The organism is Microcoleus sp. FACHB-68, assembly GCF_014695715.1.
In the GTDB taxonomy this organism is placed as follows: domain Bacteria; phylum Cyanobacteriota; class Cyanobacteriia; order Cyanobacteriales; family Oscillatoriaceae; genus FACHB-68.
This window is the reverse complement of sequence record NZ_JACJOT010000008.1, coordinates 1,039,409-1,054,996: the sequence shown is the minus strand read 5'-3', so window position 1 is coordinate 1,054,996 and position 15,588 is coordinate 1,039,409. Positions and strand designations below refer to the sequence as shown.

Below are 15,588 nucleotides of genomic sequence, written 5' to 3'. Positions count from 1 at the left end.
AATTCCACAGGGAAATTTTTCTATGAGCGGTGAGAAAAGGGCGCTTGGATGGCCGGCTCCAAACTTTCAAGAGTCAACATTCAACCTCGACACTTTCTGACAATTTTCCCATTTAAATTCTCTGTTGTGACAGCCCAGAGGGAGATTCATCAAGGTGGAGTTTAATCGCTTTATTTTTCAGATGCTCTTGCACCCATTGCTCAAACATTTGCTCTTGAATTTCCTGTCTTAGCGGCCCTTCTAGGGAGGCCGGCTGCCATTGCTCAACGCGCAACAAGTGATAGCGCCCTTCAACTTCCACCGGCCCAATTAAATCGCCAATCGTCGCCCCTTCAATCGCTTCTCGAATTGGCTCTGGCAGTTGTCCCATCATCACTAACCCCATCATCCCATTCATAAGGCGTTCACTGCCAATCGAATGCTCTCTCGCTAAGGTTTCAAAGGGCCGGTGATCATCAATGAGTTGCCGCGTCAATTCCTCAGCCAAATTTTGATCGCTGACAACGATGCGAGAAAGAACAACTTGATCGAGTCGTGTTTTATTTTCCTTAAAGTATTCCTCAACTTTGGAAGCTGTCACTTCCGCCTTGAGCTGAGTAAGCTTCATGCCGGTGAGCAATTGCTTACGAAAATCCCTGTAGCTGAGGCGCTGGGTTTGCAGCCATTCCTCAAAGCTTTCTGGCTCAATTAAGCCATTTTTGAGCCGGAAATTAATGATCGCTTGCTCGATGCGGAGGGGATCGATTTCTAAGCCGGCGCGGGACTCTAGTTGTTGTTCCACCAAATGTTGCCGCAGAATAATTTGAATCGTGCGCGACAGATCGCCGGTGGTGCGTAGGTAACTAATGGCTTGACGCAGAGAAATCGGTTGATCGTCAATGGTGAGGAAAGTTTGGGATTCCATACCTGATGGGGATGGCACAACAACAGCGTAAAGGTGAATTCTACCCACTCTCTGCCCCGATTTCGGGTGGCCGGTTGGCGTTGTCTCCCCGCAATTGAGTGGAGTTTGCGGGAAAGCCATCGCAATTATAGGGGGCAATTGAGGATTTTGGACGGTTGTTCGCACAGATAGATAGGCAAATTGCTTCCCAGCAAGGCAAATGCAGTACAAAAAAGAGGGTTTAAACCCATAAATGACTAATTGACAATCGCCCTTGAGACTATTGACGCTAGGCCCGCAACCCTTTTGGAGGCAGGGCTAATTTATTGTGGTGAGAGAAAGATTAGGGTAGTGTGAACGCCTTCCCATTTACCGCCAATAACAATCGTGGACATCAAAGCTCTTTTCGATTCTGCCGCACAAGATTATGACCGCACTCGACGTCAATACATTCCGTGTTTTGATGATTTCTACAGCACTGCACTCGAACTCATTCCTCACAACAGTCAAGCCCACATTAAAATACTTGACATTGGCGCTGGCACGGGGCTGCTATCTGGCTTGGTTGCGGCTGCCTTTCCACAAGCCAGCATCACTTTGTCCGACATTTCATCCCAGATGTTGAGCAAGGCACAAGAGCGTTTCGGTTCAAATCGCAATATTGATTACTTGGTTTTGGATTTTATCAATGCGCCAATTGTCGGGAACTACGATGTTGTCATTTCGGCTTTGGCGCTGCATCATACACCGCAAGATCAGTTAAAAAGGGTGTTTCAAAAGATTTTTGGTGCGTTGCAAAGCGGCGGTTATTTCATTAATGCAGACCAAACTTTAGGCACCACGCCGGAGAACGAAGAAAAATATGCTCAGGCTTGGCTCAACGGCGCTAAAGCCAAAGGTTGCACTGACCGCGATATAGAAGTTGCTATCGAGCGCATGAAAGCAGATAAAACAGCTACTCTACAAGACCAACTTAATTGGTTGTCCGAAGTGGGTTTTGTTCAAGTTGACTGCTGGTATAAAAACTATCGTTTTGCCGTCTACTCCGGCCAAAGACCGGCCTGATAATCGTCAACAGCCGGCTAACAAGGCACAGCACACCCCGTACTGCCTCCCCAATGGGGGGTTTGGGGGGAACGTCCCCAAGGTCTTTCTGACTTCCCTCCAGTCTATTTGAGAACCGCTCTATTGAAGACAGCAGCCTAATTACCGCTAGCCAGTAGCACGCTGCGCTTTAGAAAAATTGCTATGACCCCTAACCTGAGAAAGCCCGGTTCTTAGCTACCATTAGTGTGATATGACAAGGAGCAAGAACCCAAGATGCCTCAAGACCGCTTATCCACAGGGATTCCAGGTCTAGACGAAGTTCTTTATGGAGGCTTAGTCCCCAACAGAGCCTATCTAGTCCGGGGTGGCCCTGGTGCCGGCAAAACCACCCTCGGACTGCACTTTCTAGCTGCCGGTGTTGAAAATGGCGAGAAAGCTCTGTATATCACCCTGGGAGAACCCGCAGAGCAAATCCGCCGCAACGCCGAAAAGTTGGGTGTTGATACGAAAAGCATGGCTTTTCTCGATCTCAGTCCAACCTCAGACTTTTTTACTGAGGTACAGACTTACGACCTCTTTTCTCCTGCGGAGGTAGAACGAGAACCCACCACTCAAAAAATTATTGACGAAGTCGAGAGCTTAAAACCTGATCGGGTGTTTCTCGATGCCATGACTCAGTTCCGCTTCCTCTCTAGCGATGCCTTTCAGTTCCGCAAGCAAGTGCTTTCATTTATGCGCTTTCTCTTGGAACAGAACGCTACAATTATGTCCACCTCAGAAGGCAGCGAGAACGCTCCTGATGACGACCTGCAATTTATGAGTGATGGCGTTATTCACCTGAACTACGCTGCTGAAGGACGCACCGTTCACGTCACCAAATTTCGCGGATCGGACTTCCGAGGAGGCCGGCACTCAATGCGCTTGACTGGAGGCGGCATGGCGGTATTCCCCCGCTTGCAACCTGGAGCCTACAGCAGGGACTATGTACCGGAGCCACTTTCGTCTGGGGTGCCAGAACTCGACGAACTGCTGCACGGCGGATTGGAACGGGGAACCATCACCATTGTCACCGGCCCGACCGGCGTTGGCAAAACCACTCTGGGACTTCAGTTTATGAAAGAAGCTGCCGGCAGAGGCGAGCGTTCGGCAGTCTACACCTTTGAAGAAGCTGAAGAAACCCTTGTGCAGCGCTGTGAATCGGTTAATATTCCAGTCAGCGCCATGACCAAGCGGGGAACGCTTTCCATTGTCCCCATAGAGCCAATGCACTACACCCCTGACGAGTTCGCCCGTCAAGTTCGCCGGGAGGTAGAGCAGAAAAAGGCACGCATTGTTATGATTGATAGCATCTCAGGCTATCGGATTTCTCTGCGAGGCGACGACCTGGTTAGTCACCTTCATGCGCTGTGCCAATATCTAAAAAATATGGGCGTGACAGTCATCTTAGTTAACGAAATGGCCTTTGTTACGGGTGAATTTCGCGTCACTGAGATTGGAATGAGCTATATTGCTGATAACATTGTCTTCCTTCGTTATCTAGAAATGGAAGGCGAAATGCGTAAAGCAATCGGGGTACTCAAAAAACGACTGTCTTCCTTTGAGAAAGCCTTACGAGAAATTGAGGTCACACGCTATGGAATTAAAGTCGGTAGACCCCTGCTTGAACTTCGCGGTCTCCTGAGCGGTAATCCAGAATGGATTTCCAAAAAAGAGAGATAAATGATGGCAGAAACTCCGCTGATTTTAGCTCTTGATCGCAACCGGCGTAATTTAGAACTGCTAGCCAAATTTCTCGGAAAGGAAGGATACCAAGTTCTCTGCGCGACTAGCTTAGAAGAGTTTGAGCAATTTTTAGAGCGCAAAGAAGAAATTGGAGTGGTTTTACTAGATATTTCCGGTTTTGACCGGAGTATTTGGGAACACTGCGAGCAACTGCAAGCCGCACAAATTCCTTTTCTGGTACTTTCCCCAAAGCAAAGTGCGGCAATTCAGCAGGAGAGTTTCGCACATGGAGCACGTAATATGCTAGTAAAACCACTCGTGGCAAACCAATTACTCGGCCTCATTCGCAACCTGCTGGGTGAGTAAATATGACAAGAATTTTACTGCTCTTAGAACACAAAGAAAACCGCCGGCTGCTGGCACAGTGGCTGGAATCGTTTTACGAGGTTGGGTTACCCGATTCGGATCAACAGCTGGAAGAACGCTTTGATTTGTGCCTTTTGGACGGGCCGGCAACGGAGCAGTGGAGGCAGTGGCTGCAAGAGCGAAAAGCATCTGAGCAGCCGGTTTTTCTACCTGTTCTCCTCATCGTTTCCCGTCCAGAGGTGGGAATGGCGACTCGACATCTGTGGCAAGGCGTTGATGAGTTGATCACCAGCCCAATTGAAAAGGTAGAATTGCAAGCTCGTGTGGAAATTATGTTGCGAACCCGACAGCTTTCTTTAGAACTTCATGAAGCCAACAAGCAACTGGAAGAACTTAATATTCTTAAGTCGCAGTTTTGCTCTATGGTATCCCACGAGTTTCGCAACCCGCTTACCGTTATCTACTCTTGTGCACAGTTACTAGAAATTTACGATGAACCCTGGCATCGAGAGAAAAGAATCGGGTATTTGCGGCGAATTGAAGACGCGGCTCAAGGAATGACCAAACTTTTAGACAATGTTTTGGTTATCAGTCGTTCTGATTTGGAGAAAATGGAGTGCTACCCAGCACCGCTCAATCTCCAAGAATTCTGCGTTGCTCTGATGGAAGATATGGCGCACACCAATGCAAGCGAGCCGTCTACGGTTGCTAAGAACCAAAACCGATTTACGTTTGTTTGTGAGGGTCAGTGCAGCCTTGTCATGCTCGATAGAAACTTGCTGCAACATATCCTCACTAATTTAGTCTCAAATGCGATTAAATACTCGCCCCAAGATAGCAATGTATGCTTGAATGTTGTTTGTGATGGGGCAAAGGTGATTTTTCAAATTCAAGATCGGGGAATTGGCATTCCTCCAGAAAGTTTACCCCGATTGTTTGAGTCGTTCCATCGTGCTAAAAATGTTGGGAAGACTCCGGGTACTGGACTAGGGCTGTCAATTGTGAAAAGGTGTGTGGATTTGCACGGGGGAGAGATCGAAGTTGCAAGTGAACTGGGTGCCGGCACTACCTTTACTGTTACGCTGCCTTTGACTCCTTTCAACAGTCCTTCAATGTGCATCAGTACAGATGCCGGTGGCTCGCGCCAGGAGTAAAAATTTAGGCGCGTTCGCTGTGACGTTCGCGCTTGCAAATTTGAGATTTTAAAGTAGAAGTTTACACACTTAAACGCTGTTGCTAAATAAAAGCCCTCTCTATTTCTAGAAAGGGCTAAAGTTTGGGATGACAATCAAGATGCAGTAATCAAGATAGGATGCGTGTTAAAACTTTTATTGCCCGGAATTCGCCGGCTCACCGGCACCAGAGGTGTTACTCGGTTGGGTTAAGGTCGCGGCACCAGAGCGGTTAGGGGAAGCGTCACTCTCAGCATTGCTGGAGGTGTCTGTATCCGTTCCACTGCTGCTTTTCGGCTCAGTTTGTGTGGGAGCTTCTTGGTTCACTGAATTGGGAACAGTGATATTGATGTTTGGCGGCGTGCTAGGAGCCGGCTGTGTTTCTACGGGAGCTTGTTGGTTTGAGGGATTGGGAACTGTAATATCGATATTTGTTGGAGAACTCGGTTGTGGCTCAGCCGGCTGAGGAACGGGAATCGCTCTTTCAATAATTGTGGTTTCTCTTTCCGTAGAGCGAATAGGCGCTTCTGCCGGTGAAGGCTCGATGGCGCGAGGTGCCGTTGTGGGTGCAACAGCCGGGTTAGGAGCCTCATTGCGCTGATTCTGGTAGTATACGGCACCCAGAGCCAAGCCAATGAGAGAGGTGAGGATGATGCCGAGTAACAATCCACGCGCGGCAGTATCGTTCTCACGAACTCGCTGAACCTCAGCTTGTTGGGAGTTCTCAACAACTCGCCCATGCACGTAACCATCGTGATAAGCCGCTTTTTTGGCAGGGTTTACACCGTTAACTGTTTCAGTGGTTCGGGTTGTGGTGTTTTGTGTGTGGATTACAGGATCGGTATGAACTTCTCTCTGAACTTCACGGCTGTAGTTATTTGGATCGTTCGGTTTCATAATTATCCTTAGTAGAACTCGTCAAAAAATTTTTCTGTTTTATAGATGATCGTCCCCGACCTCTCGAACAGCTTTAATATTAAGCAGTTTGAGAACCTTTTACATTCAAGTCACGCTGAACTTAACTTTTAAGCTTTGCTCAGCAAGCTATCTGTTTGAGCTGATTAACATCATAGGTTAACGACCAGCTCAGCCGTATCAGCCCCAAGGGAGATTTGCAGCCGAACCTTCAATAACAGGTATATTCACTGATTTAATCTTGTCTGAATCCCGTCTTTATCAAGCTCAATAACCTTAAAAATACTGAATTCAATCAGGGAAATAGGGCTTCACTTTTTGCCTGTTGATTGGATCTCAATTCCGTACTTTTAACCCAGCATCTACCTTGCTTCCTCTCTCTCTAGCTAGAGATCGATTCAAACGTAAAGAAATTGAATAAATTAGTGGAAGCAATCACTCATCTTTCAAGCACTTAACTTCCCACTTTCAACTTCAAACGCAAAAAGCCGGGTTTCAATGTACAAATTGGAACAATTTCTTGAATAAAACGTCGCAAAAAAGTTTTATGCTTGTTTGTATTCAATGATTTAACTCAACCGTTAACCTCGCAAAAAACCGGCAGTTAACTGTGTATAAAAACTTACTACTCCAGCACAAGAGAAGCAAAGCACAGCTTTCTGTGAACTTGTTTCTGGTGAAGCTAATGCGTCTCTAATTCACTATTTTAAGGAGGCAAATTGAAATCCCCCATGCCTCTCTCCCTCTCTGGTCAAGAGGGCGCACACACTCTTGCGCCACTACTTCTGCATTTCAATAGAAAAACTTATTGGCGTAGCAGCTTCCTCGTGAAATGGTTGCTTCGCAACAAAAAAGCCCGCATTTGCGGGCTTAGTTTATGTAGCGGCAGGTTTGAAGTTACCGGCTACGATGCGTTTATTTGATTTAGCGTCTGGCTAGCTTCTTGCTCAATTTCCGCAGGCGAATTGATTGCGGCGTGACTTCCACCAGTTCATCTGGCCCGATGTATTCCAGCGCCCGTTCTAAACTCATGTCCACCGGCGCTTGCAACTGCACCAGTTCTTCCCCACCAGAGGCGCGGTGGTTGGTTAACTGCTTTGTCTTGCAGAGATTCAACTCCAGGTCTTGAGGCCGGTTGTTTTCACCCACAATCATGCCTTTGTAAACCCTCGTACCGGGAGTGATAAAGAATACACCCCGATCCTCAGCATTTTGCAAGGAGTAGTAGGTGGCGACGCCTTCTTCAAAGGAAATCAACACACCATTCCGACGGGCAGAAATATCGCCGCTGAGAGGCCGGTAGTCAAGGAAACTGTGGTTCATGATGCCGTCGCCGCGAGTTAGGCGCATGAATTCACCCCGGAAACCCACTAAGCCACGGGCGGGGATAACAAATTCTAGCTGGGTGCGACCGTTGCCACCAACGCGCATATCCTGCATTTCGCCTTTGCGCTGGCCAAGTCGCTCAATGCAACCGCCAACGGCTTCTTCGGGTACGTCGAGCACTAAGCACTCGAAGGGTTCGCAAGGTTGGCCGCTGACTTCGCGGTAAATGACTTGCGGCTGCGAAACTTGGAACTCGTAACCTTCGCGGCGCATGGTTTCGATTAAGATGCCCAAGTGCAGTTCACCGCGACCGGAAACCTTGAATTTGTCGGGGGAGTCGGTTTCTTCGACGCGCAGGGCGACGTTGGTTTCGAGTTCGCGGAAGAGACGATCACGCACTTGCCGCGAGGTGACCAAAGTGCCTTCTTGACCGGCAAACGGGGAGTCGTTGACGGAGAAGGTCATTTGCAAGGTCGGTTCATCGACCTTAATTAGGGGCAGCGCTAGCGGTTCGTTGGGGCAGGTAATGGTTTCGCCAATGTTGGCGTTCGCAAAACCGGCAACTGCGACGATATAGCCGGCGGATGCTTCTGCCATGTCAATCCGCTTCAGCCCGCTAAAGCCCATCAATTTGGTGATTTTACCCTTGACAATTTCACCTGTTTCCGTAACAAGCGCGGCTTGTTGGCCGGCTTTGATCACGCCGTTATGGATGCGACCGATTACGATCCGCCCCAGGTATTCCGAATAATCGAGGGTGGTGACTTGCAATTGCAGCGGCTTGCTGGGGTCAGCGACTGGTGGCGGCACATGATCGAGAATCGCCTCGAATAGGGGTTCCATATCCACCCCTTCGGCTTCCAACTCTTTTTTGGCGTAGCCGCCTAACCCGGAACCGAACAGATAAGGAAAATCACACTGATCCTCGTCTGCGCCTAATTCGATAAACAGATCCAAAACTTTATCAACCGCGCCGTAGGGATCTGCCTGACCCCGGTCGATTTTATTCACGAAGACAATCGGGCGCAATCCCTTTTCCAGCGCTTTTTTCAGCACGAAGCGGGTTTGGGGCATTGGGCCTTCGTTGGCATCCACAATGAGCAGACAACCATCGACCATGCCGAGCACCCGCTCAACTTCGCCGCCAAAATCGGCGTGTCCGGGTGTATCGACGATGTTGATCAGAATGTCTTTATATCTGACGGCTGTATTTTTGGAGAGAATTGTGATGCCGCGCTCACGTTCAATGGCGTTGGAGTCCATAACGCAATCTGGTACCTCTTCCCCTTCGCGGAAGATGCCGGATTGTTTAAGCAGGGCATCAACCAGGGTGGTTTTGCCGTGATCGACGTGGGCGATGATGGCGACGTTGCGAATGGGAAGACTCATAGTTGCGTCGGAGACTGAATTGCTGTCGGTATGACGGAGCAGTTTGGGTTAAATATTCTTAATAATTGTAACTTATTTGTGGCGTAAGTGAGCCGGTCAAGGGGATTTTAGGCCGGCTGTAAATAACCATTTTGCTGAGTATATATACTTTGCAGCTCTCGCACTGCCGATGCCGGTAGTAAAGATTTGATTGCTTCTATCAACCGCAACCAGGCGTGGAGTTGGGAAAAGCGGCGAGTTTGCCTGAGCTTTTGGGTGTAAAATGCACCCCAAAACTCCGGGGCTTGATAATTGTTTTTCTGCCAGCGCTTACGCCACCGGAGATAATCTTGAGGCGTAGGCGGCTTCACTCCCACAACCGGCGGCAAATCTGCGTAGCTAACAAACCGGCTAAAGCCTTTTCCCACGACCAGGATGACGTGCGCCCAGCAGCGGATTTTAAGAATTTTTTCAGGTTTAATGTTGAGCAGAAGGGCAATGGCTTCGGCGCTAACAAATCGATAAAGCGCATGAGCAACCGTTGCTTCCTGCAGCGGTGTTGGTATCATTGTAGATGACTCCCACTTTGTGGGTAATTGTATTGATTAAGTGATCGCCCTTCAGTTTGCGAGGCCGGAGGGTGATTGCTTTTATAATGATTTCTAGAATAGCCGAAATCTCGACTATATGTCAAGAGGCGAATTGGTCAAGTTGCGAATTAAGGAATTTGCCGCGAAAGAAGGCTGGACGCTCAAAGAAGTTTCTGAGCGTTCAGGAGTTCCTTACAGTACGGTTAAAACTTATGCCGTCTCTGCTGGGATGACAATGGCTGATCTGAATGCTTTACTAAAGCTGGCGCGGGCGTTTGATGTGCTGATTGAAGATTTATTTGAGATTGTAGAGCAGTAGGCTTTTTTGGGCATGGGGCATAGGGCATGGGGCATTGGGCATGGGGCATTGGGCATAGGGCATGGGGCATTGGGCATAGGGCATGGGGCGAGGCTTCGCCAACAAGAACGGTATGGGCAAGGCTTCGCTAACCTAAAGGTATGGGCACTCATTCCTCAAAACTCCTTTAGCCCAAAAATCATCACTCAGCACTCATGTAATTTGTGGCAAGATCAAAATCAGCCATCAAGCAAATCATCGGCTTTCCTTCCACCAATACTGTACAAATCTCATGCTGAAAACAACACTTAGTGGGCGTTACCACATCATCAGCCATTTGGGAGGCGGGGGATTTGGTCAAACTTATCTAGCTGAAGATCGGCAGCTACCAGGCAACCATCAGTGTGTTGTCAAGCAACTCAAGCCGCAGGCAAACGATCCGGCAACGTTGCAAACAGCGAGACGTTTATTCGATACCGAAGCGCAAGTTTTGTATAAGTTGGGGAAACATGAACGAATTCCTCAACTTTTTGCATATTTTGAAGAAGCTCAAGAATTCTATTTAGTACAGGAATTCGTTGAAGGGCGCGATTTGGGCAAGGAACTCTCCCCTTCTAACCCCGGTCAAAATGGAGTTACTGGCGGAAGTTTAAGCGAGGATGAGGTAATTTGCATATTGCAAGATATTCTTGAAGTTTTAGAGTTTGTCCATCAGCAAAATGTAATTCATCGGGATATCAATCCTAGCAATATTATCCGGCGCAATAAAGATAGCAAGTTAGTTTTAATTGATTTTGGCGCGGTTAAACAAATTACCACACAAGTGCAGCCGGCAGGGCAGACGTGTGTGAGTGTGAGCATTGGCACTCCGGGTTATATGCCTAGCGAGCAAGCTCATGGGAACCCTAAACCAAGCAGTGATGTTTATGCTGTGGGAATTATTGGGATTCAAGCACTGACAGGCTTGCTTCCTCACCAATTTGAAAAAGACGCCGATACTGAAGAAATTATTTGGCGAGAACGGGTATCTGTTAGTCCTGAACTCGCAGAAGTTTTAGATAAAATGGTGCGCTATGATTTCCGGCAGCGCTATCCTTCTGCGTCGGAAGCGCTGCAAGCACTTAAAGAGTTGAAGAAGCCGGTTTTGCCAACAAAGCCGGTAGGCGGGGGGCTGCCGGTTAAAGCGAAAAAATCGCAATCGAAGCTGTTAATGATTTTAATTTCTCTGGCTGTCGTAGGAGCAGGCATTGGATTAGCTTCGGTTTCTATTGTTAATTCTATCCATTCATCCAATGCGAATGATTTATATAGTCGAGGAAACACCCTTTATAATTTGAAGCGTTATGAAGAAGCGCTTGAGTCTTACACAAAAGCGATTAAAATTAAACCTGATTATGCGGAAGCGTGGAAAGATAAAGCTAACGCATTGTCGAGTTTAAAACAACAAAAAGAAGCCTTAGAAGCTTACGAGAAAGCAATTCAAATTAAGCCTGATTATTTAGAAGCCTGGATCGGAAGAAGCTATCTTTTAGATAATTTAAAACGGTATGAAGAAGCGATTGCTTCCTTTAATGAGGCGTTAAAAATTCAGCCGGCTTATTCAGAAGCCTGGAATGGAAGAGGCGAAGTGCTGCTGAAAGTTCCGCGATATGAAGAAGCGATTACTTCTTATGAAAAGGCGATTGAAAATAAACCAGACTATTATGAAGCTTGGTACAATCGGGGATGGGCGTTGCATAATTTACAGCGATATGAAGATGCCGTTGCTTCCTACGATAAAGCGGTTGAATTCAAATCTGATTATTACAAAGCCTGGTATAATCGCGGTAATTCACTCCTCAAATTAAATCGCTATAAAGACGCGGTTGAATCTTATGATAAAGCAGTTCGCTTAAAACCAGACTATTTTCAAGCCTGGTATAGTAAAGGCAATGCACTGAATAATTTGAAACGGTATCAAGACGCAATTGAACCGTATCAAAAAGCAGTTCAGTTAAACCCCGATTCTTATGAAGCTTGGTACAACTTAGGCTGGTCACTGCATCAATTGCGCCGGTATGAAGAAGCTTTTGGATCTTATGATAAAGTGATTCAGTTGCAGCCAAATGATGCCCAAGCTTGGTACAACCGAGGCAATGCGCTGTATAACTTAAAGCGGTACGAACAAGCGGTTAATTCTTATGACAGCGCAGTGTATATCAAGCCAGATAACTATGAAGCTTGGTACAGCCGGGGTAATGCTTTATTTAACTTGAAACGATACGAAGATGCAATTGTTTCTTATGAAAAAGCGGTGCAGTTAAAACCGAATTTTCAAGAAGCTGTCAAGGCACAAAAAGAGGCAGAAAGACAGTTGGAAGCAAGCAAGCGGACTATTTTGGAAGAAAAAGATAAGAAAGATGAGTTGAAAGAAAAAGATAAGAAAGATGAGCCGGTGGATAATAATCAGGCGCTTAAGTTCTAGTTAAATTCAAGTAATTACTTCGGTATGGGGAGATAAGTCGGCGGAATTTTGCGTCTTTGCTTCGTAAAAATTGTGAGAGGATCGCCAATTGTTGTCACCTTCCAAGGGGGTGATTCTAGCTGACGGGCGGACAGTAAAAATGGGGCCGAACGCATCATGCGCTTGACCATTAATTTGGGTGGAATAAACGCAGATAAAAAAGGTTCGTGAACGCTGCCGGCATACAGATACGCCCCATTTTCTAGCCATCGTCCGCCGACGGTTTCGGGGTCATCTGGAGTGGTTGCAGACCAACTATGGATAAAGTGAACGGCTGCGGGAAATTTCAATTTGGGAACATCATCAACAACAGCTTGACCTTTACCGACATTGAATGAGGCTTTATCCCCACTAGAATTGACAAATACTAAATCAAATTCCCATTCCCTAGCTGTTAAATCCCGCCATTTCTCAAGATCAGCTTGAGGTTGCTGCACCGCTTGAATTTTCACGCCTATGTTTTTTAACTCACTGGCTGCTAAACTCATTTCATATTCGAGCCATGAGCCTTTTTGCTGATAGCTATTATACAGCATTGCTGTTTTAGGTTCAAGAAAAATAGCACACATTGCTTGATAAACAGCCCGCGCCGGCGAACCGGCAATCCAACCAGCAACCGCCCAGCGTTCACCATTTTTGTTTCTGGCTAAACCGTCCGTTACGGCTAACTGATCTTTGGCATTTTTAAGAGATTGATATTTCACACCAAGATCGCGGACAAGGGTAATCGTATCAATAGAATCCCCAAGTTTTTTGTAAGGATAGCCTGTTTGTTTAACAGTATTTTCAATACTCGTTTCTAAACGCTGCATTTGTTCAGCACTTAGGGTATCATTCGGTTGTCCAAAATTATCTTCTAGAAATACTAAAGGTTGACCACGATCCGCAGCCAAAGCGACGGCTGCCGGCCATGCAGGGTCATTTTGTGAAGTAATAACAACGCCTGGGGGTTCCCATCCTAAACGCTTCCAGGCTTGTTTCAGCGATTCCATATCCGTTGCATTCCAAGCAGCCGCGACAGCTTGAAGCATAGAATTTTGCAAAGTTTCACCCTTTGGTAAAGAATCTTTAACTGCCGGCACCCGAATCACCTCAGCCGGCTCAAATCGCTGCAAAAACATCGGTGTATACTTGTTATCTTCAATCAAAACCGGCCAACGCCCTTCGAGACTCCACTGCCTAATTGCAGCAAGGAATGTGGCTTCATCAGGAACTAATACAACACGATTTACTGTTGAAATTTTACTGTTCAGTGTCGCAATACGGAGGCCACTTTGAACCGGCCAAGGTTCTTCTAAAGCAGATGCCGGCAAAGCAAAGGGTCGTTTTGAATTTTCATTTGAACTGAATAAAACAAACACTAAGCCTAAAAGTAACGTAAAAACTAACAATCCAAGAAGCAGCCGTTTTCTCATAAAAGTTACCTCTAAAATTTTTGAAATTTTTTGGCAAGTAATCGTAGAAATGCAGAAGGAAAAACAAGCATTTGCTGCCTCCAAACCCTGTATGGCGATTTAAATAATGCACAGCTTTGTCACCGGCATCTCATCTGGCATTGAAAATATCGCTTGTTTGTGCGTGTGTCAAAGTGGCGATCGCACCCCAATGCCTAATCGCCCACGCTTTATGAAGAAAAGTAGCAATTTCCCTGAAGCTCAAAAACTCTGTGCCAGTATCAAACCAAGTCATTCACCCAAAGAGGGCCGGCAGCATCCCTTCTTCTGTTGTACCAGTTATCGTGCCCTTTAGACTGTAAAATAATAAATCAACATGGGCGAGCATCCAGACTTTTCCAACCACGGCTATCAGGTTATCCGAGAATTAGGGCGCAACCGGGAAGCAGGACGCATTACCTACTTGGCGACTGCGCTTAATCACAACCAACAAGTTGTAATCAAAGAATTCCGCTTTGCAATGACCGGCTCTGATTGGTCGGGTTATAAAGCCTATCAGCGCGAAATCGAAGTTTTGCAACAGCTTGATCATCCCCGCATCCCTAAGTATCTCAATTCCTTTGAAACATCAGCCGGTTTTTGCCTGGTGCAGGAATATAAAAACGCACCGTCTTTAGCCGAAAGACATAGCTTTACACCCGAAGAAGTTAAGCAAATTGCCGAGTCTGTATTAGAAATTTTAGTTTATCTGCAAAAGCGTGTCCCCTCAGTTATCCATCGAGATATTAAACCCGAAAATATCTTGGTTGACGAGCAATTTAATGCTTATCTCATTGATTTTGGATTTGCCAGGATTCGCGGCGGGGAATTGGCGATGAGTAGTGTAGCTGCCGGTACCCCTGGTTTCATGCCGCCAGAAGAACAATTTGGTCGCAGTCTCACAGAAGCATCAGACCTCTACAGCTTAGGAGCAACCTTAATTTGCCTGCTCACCGGCACCCGTTCCGTTGATATTGGCGATTTAATGGATGACAACTATCGCTTTAACTTTAAAAGCAAAACTTCCCAAATCAATCCCCGCTTCACTGATTGGTTGGAAAAGATGGTTGCCCCGAATCTCAAACAGCGTTATGCCAATGCCGGCGCTGCCTTAAAAGCATTAAAGCCGGTGAAAGGCACAGCCACTGCCCTAGAAATTCTGGGAAGAACCCTACAACAAAGAAAACTAGCTATCACTATTATTGGGGTAGCAACTATCACCCTTGTTGGTGGTGCCGGTATTATAAAAAATTTCATAACTTCCATGCCGGCCCATCTGGTCAGCCGATTGCTGGAGAGGAAGGAATGTATACTTTGCGATCTCAGAAATGCTGAATTGAGGGGTGCCGATCTGAAGAATGCCTACTTGATGCGTGCCAATCTGAGGGATGCCAATCTGATGGAAGCCTACTTGATGGGTGCCAATCTGATGGAAGCCTACTTGATGGGTGCCAACCTGATGCGTGCCAATCTGGAGGATGCCTACTTGGACTTTGCCCAGTTGGACTATGCTGACTTGAGAGGTGCCAACCTGATAGGTGCCAAACTAATGGGTGCCAACCTGATAGGTGCCAATCTGGAGGATGTTAGGCTAATGAAGGCCAATCTGATAGGTGCCAAATTGAGGGGTACTAACCTGAGAGAAGCGTCTTTAAAAGATGCCGACCTATATCGTGCTGATCTAAGGGATACCAACCTACAGGATGTTGATCTGGAGGGTGCAAATCTGAGGGATGCGAACCTGGAGGGTGCTAACCTGACGAATGCTAACCTAACGAATACTACCTTGGTGGGTGCCAGACTGAGCAATGCCAACCTGACGAGTGCCAACCTAGAGGGTGCCAACTTGGCAGTTGCCGATCTGAGGAGCGCCAATCTGGAGGGTGCCAATCTGAGGGGTGCCAACCTCCATAAAGCAATCATGCCGGATGGTACACAACACAAGTAGGCATCTAGTCCAAATCT

General features: G+C 47.0%; 14 protein-coding genes. 9 read left to right on the top strand and 5 right to left on the bottom strand.

Annotation, left to right across the window (positions count from 1 at the left end; genetic code table 11):
* Positions 1–112: 112 nt before the first annotated feature.
* Positions 113–1,069 (bottom strand): peptidylprolyl isomerase, encoded by a 957-nt coding sequence (locus tag H6F73_RS13250; protein WP_347239530.1) that lies wholly within the window; start codon positions 1,067–1,069, stop codon positions 113–115.
* 201 nt (positions 1,070–1,270) lie between these two features.
* On the opposite strand from H6F73_RS13250, the gene H6F73_RS13245 reads away from it, so the two are divergent.
* The 4 genes from H6F73_RS13245 to H6F73_RS13230 all read left to right on the top strand — a co-directional run bounded on the left by H6F73_RS13245 (position 1,271) and on the right by H6F73_RS13230 (position 5,172).
* Positions 1,271–1,948, top strand: coding sequence for a class I SAM-dependent methyltransferase (locus H6F73_RS13245; protein ID WP_190759186.1), 678 nt, complete (start codon positions 1,271–1,273; stop codon positions 1,946–1,948).
* A gap of 255 nt (positions 1,949–2,203) precedes the next feature.
* Complete coding sequence (locus H6F73_RS13240) at positions 2,204–3,649, top strand: ATPase domain-containing protein (RefSeq protein WP_190759185.1); 1,446 nt, start codon at positions 2,204–2,206, stop codon at positions 3,647–3,649.
* The gene (locus H6F73_RS13235) at positions 3,650–4,018 is read left to right on the top strand and encodes a response regulator (RefSeq protein ID WP_190759184.1); all 369 of its coding nucleotides are present in this window, start codon (positions 3,650–3,652) and stop codon (positions 4,016–4,018) included. It begins immediately after the preceding gene.
* Between the two features lie 2 nt (positions 4,019–4,020).
* Positions 4,021–5,172: a hybrid sensor histidine kinase/response regulator gene (locus H6F73_RS13230; RefSeq protein ID WP_190759183.1), complete on the top strand. Its 1,152-nt coding sequence runs from the start codon at positions 4,021–4,023 to the stop codon at positions 5,170–5,172.
* Positions 5,173–5,346: 174 nt separating this feature from the next.
* On the opposite strand, the gene H6F73_RS13225 is transcribed toward H6F73_RS13230, so the two are convergent.
* The 3 genes from H6F73_RS13225 to H6F73_RS13215 all read right to left on the bottom strand — a co-directional run bounded on the left by H6F73_RS13225 (position 5,347) and on the right by H6F73_RS13215 (position 9,368).
* Positions 5,347–6,087: a hypothetical protein gene (locus H6F73_RS13225; RefSeq protein WP_190759182.1), complete on the bottom strand. Its 741-nt coding sequence runs from the start codon at positions 6,085–6,087 to the stop codon at positions 5,347–5,349.
* A 942-nt stretch (positions 6,088–7,029) separates the two neighbouring features.
* Positions 7,030–8,820 (bottom strand): translational GTPase TypA, encoded by a 1,791-nt coding sequence (typA, locus tag H6F73_RS13220; protein WP_190759181.1) that lies wholly within the window; start codon positions 8,818–8,820, stop codon positions 7,030–7,032.
* A gap of 107 nt (positions 8,821–8,927) precedes the next feature.
* A complete protein-coding gene (locus H6F73_RS13215; RefSeq protein ID WP_190759180.1) occupies positions 8,928–9,368 on the bottom strand; it encodes a hypothetical protein in 441 nt (146 codons plus the stop codon).
* A 118-nt stretch (positions 9,369–9,486) separates the two neighbouring features.
* Between H6F73_RS13215 and H6F73_RS13210 the strand changes: the two genes are divergently transcribed.
* From H6F73_RS13210 to H6F73_RS13200, 3 genes are read left to right on the top strand one after another with little or no spacing between them, the layout of a single operon-like run.
* Complete coding sequence (locus tag H6F73_RS13210) at positions 9,487–9,708, top strand: helix-turn-helix transcriptional regulator (protein ID WP_190759179.1); 222 nt, start codon at positions 9,487–9,489, stop codon at positions 9,706–9,708.
* 12 nt (positions 9,709–9,720) lie between these two features.
* Complete coding sequence (locus tag H6F73_RS13205; protein WP_190759178.1) at positions 9,721–9,999, top strand: hypothetical protein; 279 nt, start codon at positions 9,721–9,723, stop codon at positions 9,997–9,999.
* Entirely contained in the window at positions 9,980–12,151 is a 2,172-nt protein-coding gene (locus H6F73_RS13200) for a serine/threonine-protein kinase (protein ID WP_190759177.1), read from the top strand. The genes H6F73_RS13205 and H6F73_RS13200 overlap by 20 nt, the downstream gene beginning before the upstream one ends.
* Before the next feature lie 14 nt (positions 12,152–12,165).
* On the opposite strand, the gene H6F73_RS13195 is transcribed toward H6F73_RS13200, so the two are convergent.
* Positions 12,166–13,605 carry a hypothetical protein gene (locus H6F73_RS13195; RefSeq protein ID WP_190759176.1) on the bottom strand — a complete coding sequence of 480 codons (1,440 nt, stop codon included), beginning with the start codon at positions 13,603–13,605 and terminating at the stop codon, positions 12,166–12,168.
* 106 nt (positions 13,606–13,711) lie between these two features.
* Between H6F73_RS13195 and H6F73_RS13190 the strand changes: the two genes are divergently transcribed.
* Positions 13,712–13,939, top strand: coding sequence for a hypothetical protein (locus H6F73_RS13190; RefSeq protein WP_190759175.1), 228 nt, complete (start codon positions 13,712–13,714; stop codon positions 13,937–13,939).
* 21 nt (positions 13,940–13,960) lie between these two features.
* Positions 13,961–15,571, top strand: a complete 1,611-nt coding sequence (locus H6F73_RS13185; protein WP_190759174.1) for a serine/threonine-protein kinase — start codon at positions 13,961–13,963, stop codon at positions 15,569–15,571.
* The last annotated feature ends 17 nt before the right edge of the window (positions 15,572–15,588 follow it).

Bases quoted from the DNA above. Each gene is read 5' to 3' on its own strand.
- H6F73_RS13240 (WP_190759185.1), top strand. From the start codon at position 2,204: ATGCCTCAAGACCGCTTATCCACAGGGATTCCAGGTCTAGACGAAGTT.
- H6F73_RS13235 (WP_190759184.1), top strand. From the start codon at position 3,650: ATGATGGCAGAAACTCCGCTGATTTTAGCTCTTGATCGCAACCGGCGT.
- H6F73_RS13230 (WP_190759183.1), top strand. From the start codon at position 4,021: ATGACAAGAATTTTACTGCTCTTAGAACACAAAGAAAACCGCCGGCTG.
- H6F73_RS13225 (WP_190759182.1), bottom strand. From the start codon at position 6,087: ATGAAACCGAACGATCCAAATAACTACAGCCGTGAAGTTCAGAGAGAA.
- typA (WP_190759181.1), bottom strand. From the start codon at position 8,820: ATGAGTCTTCCCATTCGCAACGTCGCCATCATCGCCCACGTCGATCAC.
- H6F73_RS13215 (WP_190759180.1), bottom strand. From the start codon at position 9,368: ATGATACCAACACCGCTGCAGGAAGCAACGGTTGCTCATGCGCTTTAT.
- H6F73_RS13210 (WP_190759179.1), top strand. From the start codon at position 9,487: ATGTCAAGAGGCGAATTGGTCAAGTTGCGAATTAAGGAATTTGCCGCG.
- H6F73_RS13205 (WP_190759178.1), top strand. From the start codon at position 9,721: ATGGGGCATAGGGCATGGGGCATTGGGCATGGGGCATTGGGCATAGGG.
- H6F73_RS13200 (WP_190759177.1), top strand. From the start codon at position 9,980: ATGCTGAAAACAACACTTAGTGGGCGTTACCACATCATCAGCCATTTG.
- H6F73_RS13195 (WP_190759176.1), bottom strand. From the start codon at position 13,605: ATGAGAAAACGGCTGCTTCTTGGATTGTTAGTTTTTACGTTACTTTTA.
- H6F73_RS13190 (WP_190759175.1), top strand. From the start codon at position 13,712: ATGCACAGCTTTGTCACCGGCATCTCATCTGGCATTGAAAATATCGCT.
- H6F73_RS13185 (WP_190759174.1), top strand. From the start codon at position 13,961: ATGGGCGAGCATCCAGACTTTTCCAACCACGGCTATCAGGTTATCCGA.